13 protein-coding genes are annotated in these 15,376 nt (G+C 64.7%); 4 read left to right on the plus strand and 9 right to left on the minus strand.

All coding sequences use genetic code 11. The annotated features are described in order from the left end of the window. Positions 1 to 11 precede the first annotated feature (11 nt). The 6 genes from ACIBG0_RS16000 to ACIBG0_RS16025 all read right to left on the minus strand — a co-directional run bounded on the left by ACIBG0_RS16000 (position 12) and on the right by ACIBG0_RS16025 (position 9,245). A complete protein-coding gene (locus tag ACIBG0_RS16000; RefSeq protein ID WP_397033075.1) occupies positions 12 to 878 on the minus strand; it encodes an LLM class F420-dependent oxidoreductase in 867 nt (288 codons plus the stop codon). Positions 879 to 926: 48 nt separating this feature from the next. Beyond that, a complete protein-coding gene (locus tag ACIBG0_RS16005) occupies positions 927 to 2,168 on the minus strand; it encodes a cytochrome P450 (RefSeq protein WP_397033077.1) in 1,242 nt (413 codons plus the stop codon). A 139-nt stretch (positions 2,169 to 2,307) separates the two neighbouring features. Continuing rightward, a complete protein-coding gene (locus ACIBG0_RS16010; RefSeq protein WP_397033079.1) occupies positions 2,308 to 3,462 on the minus strand; it encodes an aKG-HExxH-type peptide beta-hydroxylase in 1,155 nt (384 codons plus the stop codon). Then, positions 3,449 to 5,875 (minus strand): FxsB family cyclophane-forming radical SAM/SPASM peptide maturase, encoded by a 2,427-nt coding sequence (locus ACIBG0_RS16015; RefSeq protein ID WP_397033080.1) that lies wholly within the window; start codon positions 5,873 to 5,875, stop codon positions 3,449 to 3,451. Before ACIBG0_RS16015 ends, ACIBG0_RS16010 begins: the two co-directional genes overlap by 14 nt. A 36-nt stretch (positions 5,876 to 5,911) precedes the next feature. Continuing rightward, positions 5,912 to 6,064: a hypothetical protein gene (locus ACIBG0_RS16020; RefSeq protein WP_364339458.1), complete on the minus strand. Its 153-nt coding sequence runs from the start codon at positions 6,062 to 6,064 to the stop codon at positions 5,912 to 5,914. A 154-nt stretch (positions 6,065 to 6,218) separates the two neighbouring features. Beyond that, positions 6,219 to 9,245, minus strand: a complete 3,027-nt coding sequence (locus ACIBG0_RS16025) for an alpha-mannosidase (protein WP_397033082.1) — start codon at positions 9,243 to 9,245, stop codon at positions 6,219 to 6,221. A 130-nt stretch (positions 9,246 to 9,375) separates the two neighbouring features. On the opposite strand from ACIBG0_RS16025, the gene ACIBG0_RS16030 reads away from it, so the two are divergent. Further along, the gene (locus tag ACIBG0_RS16030; RefSeq protein ID WP_397033084.1) at positions 9,376 to 9,801 is read left to right on the plus strand and encodes an SRPBCC family protein; all 426 of its coding nucleotides are present in this window, start codon (positions 9,376 to 9,378) and stop codon (positions 9,799 to 9,801) included. Between the two features lie 290 nt (positions 9,802 to 10,091). Next, positions 10,092 to 10,664: an NADPH-dependent FMN reductase gene (locus ACIBG0_RS16035; RefSeq protein ID WP_397033086.1), complete on the plus strand. Its 573-nt coding sequence runs from the start codon at positions 10,092 to 10,094 to the stop codon at positions 10,662 to 10,664. A 189-nt stretch (positions 10,665 to 10,853) separates the two neighbouring features. Here ACIBG0_RS16035 and ACIBG0_RS16040 read toward each other — a convergent pair whose 3' ends face one another. Then, entirely contained in the window at positions 10,854 to 11,036 is a 183-nt protein-coding gene (locus ACIBG0_RS16040) for a hypothetical protein (RefSeq protein WP_397033088.1), read from the minus strand. Between the two features lie 290 nt (positions 11,037 to 11,326). Here ACIBG0_RS16040 and ACIBG0_RS16045 point away from each other — a divergent pair, with 290 nt between their 5' ends. Continuing rightward, positions 11,327 to 12,193 (plus strand): class II glutamine amidotransferase, encoded by an 867-nt coding sequence (locus ACIBG0_RS16045; protein WP_397033090.1) that lies wholly within the window; start codon positions 11,327 to 11,329, stop codon positions 12,191 to 12,193. A gap of 135 nt (positions 12,194 to 12,328) precedes the next feature. Beyond that, a complete protein-coding gene (locus ACIBG0_RS16050; protein ID WP_397033091.1) occupies positions 12,329 to 13,966 on the plus strand; it encodes a bifunctional 3'-5' exonuclease/DNA polymerase in 1,638 nt (545 codons plus the stop codon). Here ACIBG0_RS16050 and ACIBG0_RS16055 read toward each other — a convergent pair. Then, positions 13,948 to 14,586 (minus strand): glyoxalase, encoded by a 639-nt coding sequence (locus ACIBG0_RS16055; protein WP_397033092.1) that lies wholly within the window; start codon positions 14,584 to 14,586, stop codon positions 13,948 to 13,950. The genes ACIBG0_RS16050 and ACIBG0_RS16055 overlap by 19 nt on opposite strands. A gap of 220 nt (positions 14,587 to 14,806) precedes the next feature. Further along, the gene (locus ACIBG0_RS16060) at positions 14,807 to 15,244 is read right to left on the minus strand and encodes a hypothetical protein (RefSeq protein WP_397033094.1); all 438 of its coding nucleotides are present in this window, start codon (positions 15,242 to 15,244) and stop codon (positions 14,807 to 14,809) included. Between the last annotated feature and the right edge of the window lie 132 nt (positions 15,245 to 15,376).

Consider the following 15,376-nt stretch of genomic DNA (forward strand, 5'->3'; position numbering starts at 1 on the left):
GCTGATCGAAATCAGAGGTCGGCGACCGCTCCCACCAATTCGGAGATCTGCTCGAAGTCCTCGTCGATGAAAGGGCCGGGACGGCCGAGTACGACGTGCTGAATGCCGACCTCGGCGAAGCGGGCGAATGAATCCGCCTGCTCGGCAACGGATTTGTCCGGATACCAGAACGCGACCATGGTCTTTTCGATGTCCTCGTATGGACGGTTTATGGCTTCGCAATGTCGGCGCAGGACTTCGAGTTTTGCTGCGACGGTGTCGACCGATTCGCCGAAGAGGTTGCAGGCATCGGCGTATTGGGCGACCAGGCGCAGTGTCTTTCGTTCGCCTTGGCCGCCGATCATGATGGGCGGGTGCGGGCGGGTCAGCGCGTTGGGGACGTTGAGCGGGCGTTCGAGGGTGTAATGCTTTCCGTGGAAAGGCTTTTCGGAACCTGCCCACATCTGCTTCGCGATCCGCAGGGTTTCCTCCAAGCGTTCGTATCGCTCGGAGGTCGGCGGAAAGAACAGACCCAGCCCCGTGGCTTCATCACCATTCCAGGCCGCACCGATGCCGAGCCAGGCGCGGCCACCGGAGAGCACGTCGAGGGTAGTGACGCTCTTGATCAGCAGCCCCGGATCCCGGTAGCTGACAGCGGTGACCAAAGCACCGAACCGGACGCGCTCGGTCCGCGCCGCGATATATCCCAGCGCGGCGTAGGCCTCGAGCATGTCGTTTTCCGCCGGGCCGTTCGAACCGATCTGGAACAGATGATCCATGACGAATACCGAGTCGAGCCCGGATTGATCGGCGGCGCGCACAATTCGATCGACCCGCGCACCGATCGCGTCCGGTGAATCCGGCCAGGTGAAGTCGGCGAGGCAAATACTCAGTCGCATACGTCGAGCGTGGCACGATCAGGGCGCGCCGGGCAGGCACGGCCGGTCCTAGGACAGCAATGGAGGTGACGGCGGGAAGGTGATCGGGAGTGCGGTGAGCGCGCGGTGGAACGGTCCCGGCCGCCATGTCAGCTGATCGGGCGGCACCGCGAGGCGGATCTCGGGCAGTGCATCGAGTAGTTGGTCGATGGCGTCCTGTGCGATCAGGTAGGCCATCGAATTCGCGGGGCACACGTGTGGTCCGGCGCCCCAGGACAGATGGGAGCGATTGCCCGCGTACTGATTCGCGACAATCGCCGGGTCGGTATTGCAGGCGGCGATGCTGATGACGACCGGCTGATGGGCGGGTAGCCAGACATCGTCGATCAGGATCGGCTGGCGCGGAAAGCTGAAGCAGAAGTTCGCCATCGGCGGATCGTTGAACAACACCTCGTCGAGCGCGTCCCGGGTGGACAACGTTCCGCCGAGCACACTCCCGCCGAACCGCTCGTCGGTGAGGATCAGCAGCAGGGTGTTGATGATCAGATTCTGTTGCGGCTCAATACCCGCGCCGTACAGCGTGCCGAGCTGATGCACCATTTCGATATCGCTGAGTACCGCCGAGTGCCGCAGCATCCGCGTGGTGATGTCGTCGCCGGGCTCGGCACGCTTGAGCTGGGTCAACTCCAGCATTGCCCCAGCCAGTAACTGATTGCCGTGCTCGGCATCGATGCCCTCGAAGATCGCGGCCATACCGGTGGCGGCCTGCTGTGCGATATCGGCCGGACAGCCGAGCATGGCGTTGAGTACGGCGAAGGCGAGCGGAAACGCGTACTGGCGCACCAGGTCCGCCGACCCGTCGGCGCAGAATGAATTGATCAGCGGAATAGCGAGTTTCGCCACCGTCTCGTGCAGTCGGTACTGATCGACCTTCTCCAGGCCCGCGACATTGGCCTGCCGATACCTGGCATGCGCTTCACCGGCATTGCGTAAGGCATTCGGTCGCCACTGCATCATGGGCAGCACCGGGCAGTCGGCGGCCACACTCCGCTGCCAGGTGCGCGGATCGGCCGGAAAATGATCCGGGTCGTTGAGGATCTGCAGTGCGGAGTAATAGCTGACCACCAGTGTGGCGGGCACCCCCGGCGCCAGATCCACCGGCACCAGCGCCCCGTACCGCTCCCGCATCTCCCGATACGCCCGATGCGGATCCGTCGCGAACTCCGGCGTATACAACGCCACTCGCGGCCCATCGGTGTCGATCGGCGAAGTGAACGGTGCACGACCGTGCGCCGAAGACGGCATCGTCATCGAGAAACTCCAGGCATTCGAAATACAAACTCCGTGAGCCTATGCACCCACCCCGCCCCACCGCACCCCGAACGCAAATAAATGGCCATGCGCTGGTGGCGGCATCACCCGAGAGAGCACCTACACCACCGCATGGTGGTCATCGGTCCAGATCAGCCCTGGTTCGCATGGCGGCGACGATGGTGTGGCCCAAGGGGGTGAGGGATGCGGCGGCCTCCAACTGCGAAATACCTTCGACGGTGAGCGTGCGGGCCTCGACGTAGCGACGCTCGGCGGTCTCGGCGGCGGCTCCGGTCGCGATGGTGCGCTGGACGCGCCGGAAGTCGGTGATGGCGAGGTGAGCGTAGGTGCTGTGCAGCAGGCCTTCGATCGGTCGTGGATGCGAAAAGCACGGTGGGTGGTAGCGCGGGTCGATATCGGCGCGGTCGTACAGTTCGAAGGCATCCATCATCGCGCCGAGCTTCACGTGCTGGAATTCGTGTACCAGCAGTTCGGCGAGTGATTGCGGATCCAGCTGTCGGGCCGCGATACCTACGGCACCGAATGCCAGTCTGGCCGAGGCGCTTCGGTCGGTCGGGCCATCCGGTTGCAGCGGCAATATCGTGCACAGACCAACCCGCAAGCCGGGCATATAGGCAGGCAGATGCGCTTCGAGGAATTCGACAGCGCCCCCGAATGCCTGCTGCCAGCGCTCGGCCTCCGCATCGCTCAACCGCCCGGTCGGGTGAATTTCGCTGTCGAGATACGGCAGCGCCCGATAGGGATCCGTGTCTTCCAATGTCACGGTCAGCTCGCCGTAGGTCAGTTTGCGCACCGCCTCGGCCAACTCGAGCTCCCGACCGGTATCTATCCACACCCGCTCCGAGGCCCGCAACGCACCGAACATCGGCAATGGCGCCATACCGTCGCGCACCGGCACCGGAAGTCGCAGATCCACACCTGCCAGCAGCGCGGCGCTGGCCGCAATCGACTCCAGGTGATAGACATCCGCGGCGACGAACTCCCCGCGACTGATGTTTTCGAGCAGTGCCGTCGCCCACACCCGGGTGTAGGGGTGTGCGAGCACGGCCGCCACCGCATCCGGTGCCGATGCGTCCAAGCCCACCAACACATCCCACGCGGCAGCGAAGCGCGGATCGTCGTGCGGGCCGAACCCGCCTACCGCCGCCAACAATTCACGTTGCACCGACGCTTGAGCCTGCACCAGCCAACTGACCGTTGCTGTATCACCGAAACCCGATGCCAACTGCGCGAATTGATCCTCCGATAGACTATGCGCCTCAATCGCGGTCACGGCTGACCTTCATGCGCTCATCGAATGCGGCGCGGTGCGCTCGGGCGGCACGCACGGCAGTAGTTTCCGCGGCTGGATCGACCGATTCGGCGAGCCATGGCTGCACCGTCGCACTCATGCCCGCGACGAACCGCTCCCCCAGCGGGGTCAGTGATCCGGATTCCTGAAGTTGGCGAATGGCTTCCGCGGTCATCATGCGCCACCGCACGAATTCCCGCTCCGACTCCTGGCGCTGCGTTCCCTCGGCCTGTGCACGATGCACCCGCCAGAAGTCGGTCACGCCGATATGCGCGTAGGTGCCCTGCAACAGCCCCTCGATCGGACGCGGATCCGGCCGCCATGGTGCGTAATACCGCAGCGCCGTATCGGAGCGGTCGAACAATTCGAACATGTCGAGGATGGCGCCCATCTTCACGTGCTGGAATTCGTGGATCAGCGGCAGTGCCGCGGATACCAGGGCCCGTCGCAACCCGATGCCCACAGCGCCGAAAGCCAGTCGCATGGAAGCACTTCGGTCGTATTTCTCGTCCGGCTCCATCGGCATGACCGCGCGTAAGCCGACGCGCAGGCCGGGCGCGTATATGGGCAGATGCGCGTCGATGAAGTCGATGCCCTCGGCGAAGGCGAGCTGCCACCGGTGCGCCTCGGCATCGCTGAGCCGATCGGCGGCGTAGCTGTGGCCGACGCGGTAAGGGTCGGTGTCCTCCAGCGGGACGGTCAGATCGGTGGCCGCCAGCCTACGCAATGGGTGTAGCAGATCCAGTTCCTCGACCGAGCGGGCGTCGATCCAAACCTCTTTGTCGGCACCAGCTTTCAGCGCACCGAAGGTCGGTAGGGGTGCGACGCCGTCGCGCACCGGCACCGGCAGCCGCAAGTCCCTACCCGCGTGCAGCGCCGCACTCGCGGCAACCGCTTGCAGGTGATGGACATCCTCGGCCACCGTCTCGCCCTTGCTCACCCCCTCCAGCAGGGCGATGGCCCACACCCGGGTGTACGGATGGGCGAGCACCGCGGCCACCGCGTCGGGAGCCGAAGCGTCCAGCGAGACGAGCACATCCCAAGCGGCCGTGAATCTTTCGTCATCCTGTGGACCGAATCGGCCCACCGCGGCCAACAATTCGCGTTGCAGCGAAGACTGCGCCTGCGCCAGCCAGCGCACCGTGGCCGCATCACCGAAACCGGCTGCCAGTTGGTCGAATTCATCATCGGACAAGCTGTGCGCCGCGGCAACGGCGCCATGTGCGGAGGTTTGCGCGCCGCCTCTACCCGCTGCGGCTTCGGACTCGGCCACGTGATCGATCATCTCCTTCAGATCGGCGCAATAGACGGACGGGTTGTCGAAGTCCGTGCCCGGGCGGTATCGATGCGGATAGAAGCCGCCACCGCAGACTTGAACCACGTCACAGGACCGGCACGTGGCGCTGACGCCATCGATGCCGTCGCGACGCACGGTGATTCCAGGGAGCAGGGCGGCCTCGTCGAGGCTGTTGTCCCATACGTTCAGTCCCGTCGCCGCGGCGCCTTCGAAGGCGGTTTTGAGCGAATCGACCTGCTCTAGCGTGCCATCGGTTTCGATCACCAGCAGATCCACCGGATCCAGTCCGATGGCCTCGGCGGTACTCGGACGGCCGTACATGGCCGCCACCACCGATTCGAAGGTGCGCAGCGGCACCGGTCGCCCGTCGGCATTCCATGCGTCGAACATGGCGATGAGCCATTGCGCGTACTCGCCACCACCCCGCTTCGGATTGTCCGGGTCGCGTGGTATCCGCAAGCCCGGCGGCTGATGCTCCCAATTCGAATGCGGCAGTAGGAGATCCATGCGCGGCGGCGCCTGCTCCAGCAGCCCACGATAAACGGCGATCGGATCGTTGGCGATATCCACCGTGCACAGCAGACCGGAATACAGCGGGCGGTACTGCGGCTTACGCAACAGCTCGAGGCTCGCGATCACCTGGTCATAACTACTGCGTCCGTTGCGGTACAGCCGATGCCGGTCGTTGGCGGCGCGATCGCCGTCCAGCGAAACACCGACCCGCACATGGTATTCGGTGAAAAGGTCGAGGTATGCCTCGCTGAGCAGTATCGCGTTGGTATGGATATGCAGATTCAGGCGGGCCACCGAAGCGATGGCCGCGTGCAGCTCAGCCAGGAATTGCCTGGTCCGGTCCACACCGAGCAACAGCGGTTCGCCGCCGTGCAGCACGATGGCGACCTCGGGCAGCCCATGGGCGGCCGCATGTTCGGCGATACGGAACGCAATCCTGGCGGCCGTCTCCGGGGCGAGCCCCATCGGCCGGCCACGCCAGGATTGGTCGACGTGCTCATACATATAGCAGTGATCGCACGCCAAATCGCACCGGCTGTGCACCTTGATCACAAACTGACGAAAGGGAAGCGGTTTACGGTTCACGGGTCAGCCGGTATCGACGGTGAATACCTGATCAGATCAGATCAGAGCGGAGCTGAACGAAATACCGGTGGTCGAGGAGTTGGCCAGATTCGCCAGCAGGTCCGTCAGGCTCTGCCCCGAAAGCTGCCCGAGCGGGGTGCCCCGCAGATCGGACACAGCGGACACCACGGTGCGGTTGGTTGACTTCATCAGTAATTCTCCTAACGAGCGAAATCGTTTGTCGCTCATGTCAAATGATACGAAGTAGCTGTTGCGTCCCTTCCCAGGTCTGAGAGTCCAGTCAGGCGCTGGTGGCGTCGCCTGAGATAGCAACGCCACCAGCGCATGCCGTACCGACCGATGTTCACCTACCTTCAGCGGAACGGGCGAACCGAAGAGTGACGAGTTGGAAAGGCCGCAGCCGCAAGCGAACTCCCGCCCCCTCGGGCGCAGCGGCGGCATCCGTTCGCAGCGGGCGTTCCAGCAGATCGCAGGTGTGGAACCCAGCGACACCGAAACCTGCGGTGACCAGCGCCGAGGCCCGGCCACCGTGAGCCTCGTAGACGCGGAGCACGACATCGCCACTGCCGTCGTCGGCGAGTTTGACGGCGCTGGTCACCACGGCGTCATTGTCGATAATGAACAGTGGCTCAACAGGTTCGGCGACGCCGGGGCGCGAGGTCGCTAGGTTGATGCGATAGCCAGCACGCACCGCATCCGCGATCGAAGCGCCGGGGAGCAGTGCGTGCCGGAAGTGGTGCGTACCGTGGTCGGTCTCCGGATCCGGAAATCGCGGTGCCCGCAGCAGTGAAAACCGGAACATTGTCGTTGTTGCGCCATCGGCGCGAACGGTGCGAGTGACGTCGTGGCCGTAGGTCGAGTCATTGACGAGCGCTACGCCCCAGCCGGGCTCGGCGAAGTGGACGAAGCGGTGATTGCAGGCCTCGAACTTGGCGAACTCCCAGCTGGTGTTGGTATGGGTGGGCCGGAAAGTGTGCCCGAACTGGGTCTCGGACGCATAGCGGTCGGCGTGAATATCCAGCGGGAAGGCAAGTTTGAGGAATTTTTCGGTCTCGTGCCAGTCGACGGTGGTGTCGATATCCAGTTCGCGCGTGCCCGCCCCCAGTGTCAGGATCTGCTCGACCTTGGAAGACCCGAATGAGCGGCCGATCCGCACCACGGCCGCGCCCGTCGAATCCTTTTCTACTGCAACGAATTCAGCTTCGGTCAGGTCCGTGACTCGGTTCCGATAGAACAGATCGACATCCCAAGCGTCCCAAGAATTCGGGAAATCCGGGTGCAGCTGCAATAGATTCGCGGCCGAACCCGGTGGCAGCGTCTCGCGCTGATGTTCGAGGTCGAACACCGATACGACGAGCCCGCGCACATCCACTTCGACCCGAAGCAGACCGTTGTCGAGGACGAACCCGCCACCCGCACGCTGGACCACCGAGCACGGGTCACCCGAATCCATCGAACCCGCCGCGCCGGCCGGAACCGATCGCCACGTGTGCGGCGTCGGGTTGAACACATTCGACCCCACCCGCTCACCGCCGAGCACCCATTGCGCCCGCTCGATGATCGTCGTCAATTCCTCGGCCACCGCCGCATACGTCTGCTCCGCCTCACGGTGCACCCATGCGATCGACGAGCCCGGCAGAATATCGTGAAACTGGTTCAGCAGCACGGCCTTCCAGATCCGGTCCAATGCCGCATACGGATACTCGAAATTTTTCCGCACCGTCGCGGTGGCGGCCCACAGCTCGGCCTCCCGCAGCAGATGCTCGCTGCGGCGGTTGCCCTGCTTGGTCTTCGCCTGACTTGTCAACGTGCCGCGGTGCAACTCGAGATACAGCTCCCCCACCCACACCGGCGGGTTCTCGTATTCGGCCTCGGCCTTGGCGAAGAAGCCGGATGGCGAGTCCCACAGCACTCTCGGCGAACCCTCGAGGTCGGCCATCCTGGCGGCCTTCGCGATCATCTCCCGTGTCGTACCGCCACCGCCGTCACCCCAGCCGGTCGGGGCGAGTGATCTCGACGCACGGCCCTTTTCCTTGAAATTTCGTGCTGCATGGGCGATCTCACGCCCGTGCATCGAACAGTTGTAGGTATCGACCGGAGGAAAATGGGTGAAGATACGGGTGCCGTCGATCCCCTCCCACAGGAAAGTATGGTGCGGAAACTGATTGATCTGACTCCACGAAATCTTTTGTGTCAGCAGCCATTTCGATCCAGCTGCCTTGATGATCTGCGGTAGACCCGCGGCGAATCCGAAGGTGTCGGGCAGCCAGACCTCTTCGTTCTCGACATCGAATTCCGCCAGGAAGAACCGCTTACCGTGCACGAACTGCCGCGCCATCGCCTCCGAACCCGGCATATTCGTATCCGCCTCGACCCACATCCCGCCGGTCGGCACGAACCGCCCCTCCGATACCGCCTGTTCGACCCGCTCGTAGACCTCCGGACGGTGCCGTTTGATGAAGTCGTACTGCGCGGCTTGAGACATCGCATAGATGAAGTCCGGCTCATCAGCCAGCAATGCGGTCATATTCGCGGTCGTACGCGCGACCTTGCGCACCGTCTCGCGCAGCGGCCACAGCCACGCCGTGTCGATATGCGCGTGCCCGACCGCGGAAATCGTATGCGCGGACGGTGCCGCAGGCGTGGCCAACACATCGACCAGGCATTCGCGCGCCGCCGCGGCGGTGGCGTTCACGTCCTGCAGATCGATGGCATCGAGTGCGCGCTCGATCGCACGCACGATGTCATAGCGGCGAGCAGGCTCCTCGGGCATCTCGTGCATCACCTCGCCGAGGACCTCCAAATCCTGTACCAGCTGCCAGACCTCGTTGTCGAAAACCGCGAGATCCATTCGGCCCAGCCGGTATTGCGGCTCGTTACCAGCGGTGGACTTGTCACCGAGCCCCATCGGCGGAAAGAAGGGGATGATCGGGTTCGAAGCCGCCTCGACGTGCAAAAGCACCTGCTCACCACCGACCGCCGGGGACGCCACCCGCACCCACTGGTTCCGCGGATGCAAACCCTTCACCGGTGATCCGTCCGGGCGGTAGACCAGGCCCTCACACTGGAATCCCGTCATATTTCGGTCGAAACCGAGATCGATGATCGCCTCGACGGTTTTGCCCGCCCACTCGGCAGGAACCGTGCCTTCGACCGTCAACCAACTCGTCCCCCAGGGTGCGCCCCACCTCGCGCCGGATTCGACAGGCGTCCGTGGCGCCGCCAAGCCCGCCGCGACCGGCACCGGCTCATTCGGCGCCACCCAGATCGATGCCCGCAGCGGCACCGACTCCGGATAGATCGCCGGAACGATCCGCTCGTCGAGAACCCGCCCGAGGCGGCCTTCGATCAACCGACGGTCATCGTGCACGGCGCTGGCTCCCATCGGACCGGAGGAATGATCACCAACCGCCCTATTGTCCGCCAGCACAGTGAATTCTGGGCGATAACCACACGTCCCAGCAGCGCGGCTTCGCTCGAGATGAGCAAGACTCGAACCCATGGCCACCATTCGCACCGAAATCGTCATAGACGCTTCTCCACAACATATTTGGCATGTCGTCCGCGATGTCGGCGCCGTGCACACACGCCTGCTCCCTGGCCGAGTCGCCAACACCCGCATCCAGGGCGTCGAACGCTTCCTCACCTTCCCCGACGGCCACATCATCCGGGAACTGATCGTCTCCATCGACGACCGAATCCGCCGACTTGCCTACTCCGTCGTAGCCGGGGCCAGACCGTCGCTGGACTACCACCACGCATCCTTCGAGGTTCACAGTGAGGGCGAGCGCGGTCGCCTGATCTGGACAACCGACGTCCTGCCCGACACCATCGCCCCCGATATCCGAATCCGCACCGAATACGGCATCAAGGAAATGAAACAGGCGATAGAAGCATCGGCACCGGACGGCATCGCTGGAACATGATCTCGTCGGCCGCCTGGTCGAGGCAGCGGAATCTTCCGAGAACCATCGCTCGCGACGCCCTCTTCGTGGATCCGGCGATATTCGCGTCGGCATAAGCACCGCCACTCAGCGCACGGTGACACACGTCACATAGACGTGGGTGTTACGGGACCGCGGTCGCGAGCGTCTTGTGCTCGTACGGCGCGCCGACTTCGCCGGACGCACCGCGGTCGCGCTCGAGGAAATGGCTACGCACAGCGCGTTCGCTTCCGCCCGCGCGGGTGTTTCCAGTTTCTGGTCAAAGGAGAATCATGAGAATCGGCATCATCATCGGCAGCACCCGTCCCGGCCGCAACGGCGACCGCGTGGCCCGATGGGTCCGGGACCGGACAGTCGAATACGCAGACGACACCGCGGAATTCGATCTCGTGGACCTACAGGACTACCAGCTGCCACTGCTCGACGAGCCCGTCCCCGCGCTCCGGGCGCCGGGCCAACAGCCGCACACCCGGCGATGGGCCGAGCGCATCGGTTCCTATGACGCCTTCATCTTCGTGACGCCCGAGTACAACACCGCCCCACCCGCATCCCTGACCAACGCCATCAATTTCCTGCACAGGGAATGGGGTGGCAAGCCGGTCGCCTACGTCGGTTACGGCATCTACGGCGCGGTCATGGCGGTGCAGAAGCTGCGCGCGCAGGCGGGCGTGCTGCGGATGGCCGATATCGGGCCACAGGTGGCGCTGACATTGAGCGAGGACTTCGTGAATTTCACCGACTTCCAACCACGTGAACTGCACACTGCGGCGATACACGGGCTGGTCGACGAGCTGCTGGCATGGGCGCGGGCGCTGGCCCCGCTGCGCCCGGCTCTGGTGTCGTGAATAGCGAAGCACTCGCGAAGAGCTGAGACGACCAGGGTTCGGCGTCGAAACCCGCTGCTGCGACGCCGAACCAGCCCGCACATGGCACCGCGCGCAGGCCCACGTCATCGACACCACCGGTCTGCGGCCAAGTGAAGTCGCGACCCGCATCGCCGCCGATGCAGGCTCAACGGTGGTTCCGATCCGGTCTTAGGGCTCGGAACCACCGTCATCGACGGCCGGGTCCTCCGCACCGTTGTCCTCATCCGCGGCGCAACCGCCGTCCACGGCGCGCGTGCTGCCTGTTGCGACTTCCGGTTCCGGGTCACAAATCGTCGGTCGGTACACCTCTTGGCGATGGGTCCACGCCGCAGCGGCGGCGTGCTCCGCCACACGTTTGCTCCACTCCCACATGGCCAATCCCCCTCAGAATTGAAATCACTTGCACCGACGCGGTTTACAGATTTCCGCCCCGCCCTGATGTGTCGTGATCACGATATGAGCGCGCTCCTTCTCGATCGAGAAGCCGCACCGGCCCGCGCGCCGAACCCCCTGGTCCACCCGCCGGACAGGAATTCCGGACCGGACCCGGAGATTCCGGACCGGAACGCAAAGATCGGCTGACCTGGGACTACGATCGCAGGACCGTCATCACACGCGGACAACGCCAAGGCAGGAGTCCCATGTGTCGCTTGTTCGGTTTGTCGGCCGCGCCGCAGCGGGTGCGGGCCACATTCTGGTTGCTGGATGCGCCGGACAGTCTGTCGATACAGAGCAGACGTGAACCCGACGGCGTCGGCCTCGGCACCTTCACCGCCGACAAGGCCCCACTGGTGGAGAAACAACCCATCGCCGCATACGAGGACGTCCAATTCGCCCGGGAGGCGCGCGAACGAGAATCGATGACGTTCGTCGCACACATCCGCTACGCCACCACAGGTGACCTGCAACCCCGCAACACCCACCCGTTCGAACAACGAGGCCGTCTGTTCGCCCACAACGGCGTCCTGCACGGCCTCGACGAACTCGACTCCGAACTCGGCGACTACCTCGACCTGGTACACGGTGACACCGATTCCGAACGATTCTTCGCCCTGATCACCAATCGCACCGACAAACACGACGGCGACGTCACCGCAGGAATCACCGACGCGGTCAGGTGGATCGCGGACCGTCTACCGGTCTACGCCCTCAACCTGGTGCTCACCAACGCAACGAACCTGTGGGCACTCCGATACCCCGATACGCACGACCTGTTCGTCCTGGAACGCGCCGCCGGCGGCCCCCAGGGCGATCGGCACCTGGACCAGGCCGGACGAGCCGGAATCCGAACCCGCAGTGGACACCTGCGCGACTTCCCAGCGATCGTCGTCGCCAGCGAACGCACCGACGAAGACCCACGCTGGCGAGCACTCTCCCCCGGCGAACTACTTCATGTCGACGACCGTCTCCGCGTCCGATCGACCACCATCCTGGACTATGGACCACGCCATCAACTGTCGCTGGCACAGCTCGACACTCGTGCGGCGGCAGCACAATCCGGGCGGTGACCAGGCGGCCCGCGGGCATTTTCCGCATCAACACCGTCATCCCGCTCGACGGCGGAATCACCGGATGCGCCTAGATCCCCGACGGCCGACTCCGCTACCGCGGGGATGTCTGTGCTCGGTGCGAGACTCAGCGACGTGAGATGGGCAGTGGCGGAAACGGGCGACGGGGGTGCGCGGCTGTGTCCACTCGATCAGGAAGGTCGGCCCGCGGGACCAGTGGTACACGAACCCTCACTCGCCGGGGCGGTGCGCGCACGTCCTGAGGTCGAGCGGTGGGTGTGGCGGTCCACGCCCGAGATCTACCGGTCGTTGTTGGCGGCGGGGGTGCGGGTCGAGCGGTGCTATGACGTGCAGGCCGCGGAGGCGCTGCTGATCGGACATGAGGAGGGACAGTCGGGGCAGGCTCGGTCGTTGGCGGCCGCTTGGGCGCGACTGCATAACCTGCTTGTCCCCCCGGATGCGCCCGCACGTGCCGCCGAGACTCAGCCGTCGCTGTTCGAATCGGGTCCGGTACCGCTACCGCCGGGCACGGATGAGTTCGACGCTCTGTTGGAGGTCTACGCGGGTCAGTTGGCGCGTACGGCGAAGACCGAACATCCGGACCGGATGCGGCTGCTTCTTGCCGCTGAATCGGCGGGCATGCTGGTTGCCACGGAGTTGTCCCGGAACGGGATCCCCTGGCGCGCCGACGTCCACCGCGAGCTGCTGGACAATCTGCTGGGCGAGCGGTTTCCCGGTGGGATGGAACCGCGCCGGATGGCGGAGCTGGCCGACGAAGTGTCGCGGGCCTTCGGGGAAGGTGTGCGGGTTCGGCCAGACCTGCCCAACGACATCATCAAAGCCTTCGCCCGCGTCGGAATCCTGTTGTCCTCCACCCGAAAATGGGAGCTCCAGCGCATCGATCACCCGGCGGTAGCGCCGCTGCTGGCCTATAAATCGCTGTACCGCTTGTACACCGCGCACGGCTGGTCCTGGCTCGACCAGTGGGTGCACGGCGGCCGCTTTCGTCCCGAGTACCTGCCCGGCGGCACGGTTTCGGGCCGATGGACCACCAATGGCGGCGGCGCCCTGCAGATCCCCAAGGTGATCCGGCAAGCGATACGGGCGGACCCGGGATGGCGTCTGGTGGTCGCCGACGCCGACCAAATGGAGCCGCGAGTACTCGCGGCGATCTCACGCGACCCGGGATTGATGGAGGTGGCCGGTCGCGGCGAAGACTTATACGCCGGTGTCTTCGGCGGCGACCGCGCCCAGGCCAAAATCGCCCTGCTCGGCGCCATGTACGGCCAGACCTCCGGCGATGCCCTGACCCACATGGCCGAACTGCGCCGACGTTATCCGGCCGCGGTGGCGTATGTCGACGACGCGGCCCGCGCCGGTGAAGAGGGCCGCTTGGTGCGCACTTGGTTGGGTCGCACCTGTCCGCCAGCGTCGGTCGGATCCCCCGAGGCGCAGGGATATGGCAGCACCTCCGCGGCGCGCGCTCGCGGCCGCTTCACGCGCAACTTCGTCGTGCAGGGCAGCGCCGCCGACTGGGCGCTGCTGGTGCTGGCGGGCGTGCGTCATGCGATGACGCACGCCGGACTCCGCGCCGAACTGGTCTTCTTCCAACACGACGAGGTAATCGTGCACTGCCCGGCCGAGGAAGCCCCGACGGTCGCCGAAATGATCGCGACCGCGGCCGAGACCGCGGGCCGGATCGCCTTCGGCCCGACACCGGTGCGGTTCCCGTTCACGACAGCGGTGGTGGAGTGCTACTGGGACGCCAAGTGAGATTCCCACGCGAACCCGTCCGGATCGGTGAAGACTCCCGCACTGCCACCGATGACGATCCGATGCGACCCGGTTCCCTCTTGGGGCACACCCGCGTCCTTGGCCGCGGCACGTCGCCCGTAGAGCGCCAGCTTGATCATGGACGCCGGGGTGTCGAACTCGACATACTTGCTGCCGAAGCTCTTTGCCACGGAGAAGCCGCGATCGACGTAGAACTGCTTGGTCGCCTTGACATCGTCGACCCCTAGCAGAACCACGAAATCGTCGACCTCACGGGTAGCCGGACCGGTGTCCTTCTTCGACGACGTCGCGATCTTCCAAATCGCCCCATCCGGAGCCTGGACGACGCCGCCGTAGCCCCAGAAGCTCTTCTTGGCAGGCTTCAATATCGTCGCGCCCGCGTCGACAGCGGTGCCGATGAGACTGTCGACGGTGCTCGGCTGCGACACCACGAGCGAGAGGATGAAGCCACGGAAGCCTGTCGTCGGCGCCTCCGAAGCGCGGACGCGCAGCTTGTCGCCGAGACCGAACGCGGCGGTGTAGAAGGCCTCTGCGGCCGCGGTGTCGGGCACCTCGAGGATGACGGATTCGATAGCGGCTTGGTTAACGGTGATGTTCATGTCAGCAACGCTATTTTCTACCCCGCACCCGGCGCTTCTCGATTCCTGATCGCTTCCGGCCCGCGCTCTGGATCAGATCGTCGTTGATGTGTCGACCGGGCCGTGACTGTGCCCCGCCGCCATCGCCCCCACGCCCGATGATCGGGTGATTGTCGTGCAGATGGGCACTGCCACTTGATATTTCACGATCGCGTACGGAGGAGTCGAGCCATCGGCGACGTCATTCGATATCGAAGACGAACGAATACCAATCTCCAGACAGCTTTTCGAATCGTCGCCCGCCACTGCCTACCGGCTCGCTACCGGGCGAATAGACCCAACCGCGGACAGTCGAACCCACGAAACCATCGGCGTCATAGAAGTAGACGCGCCCATCGGACTCACGCTGAACCAAACTAATGTCGAGCCCGCCGGGACTCAGGTCGCGGCGGGTACTCGGCCCATCCTCGCGCAGCATCTCGACCGCGACGCCTTCCATCTCCGCCCGTGCGGAGCCGAAGCTCGCAGGCCGAAGAATCAACCCGACCACCAGCCCCGCGACCACAATCACCGGCACCGCGGCGACTTTCCAGGACCACCGATGCTCTCGCCCGAGCAGATACAGCGTCTTGATCGCCCACCCCAGGAGCGAAACACCCAGCAGAACCCCGCCGATCACCAGAACTACAAGCTGATCAGGACCTGTTGAGTCCCCAACGAACGGAGCCCAGTCGAGGTGGACGCACAGAAGAAACGCGACGCCAACGATTGCCCCGGTCAGGACTATGGAACCCGGCGCCGTGCCAGTGCG

It is taken from the genome of Nocardia sp. NPDC050630, from assembly GCF_044457245.1.
Lineage (GTDB): Bacteria > Actinomycetota > Actinomycetes > Mycobacteriales > Mycobacteriaceae > Nocardia.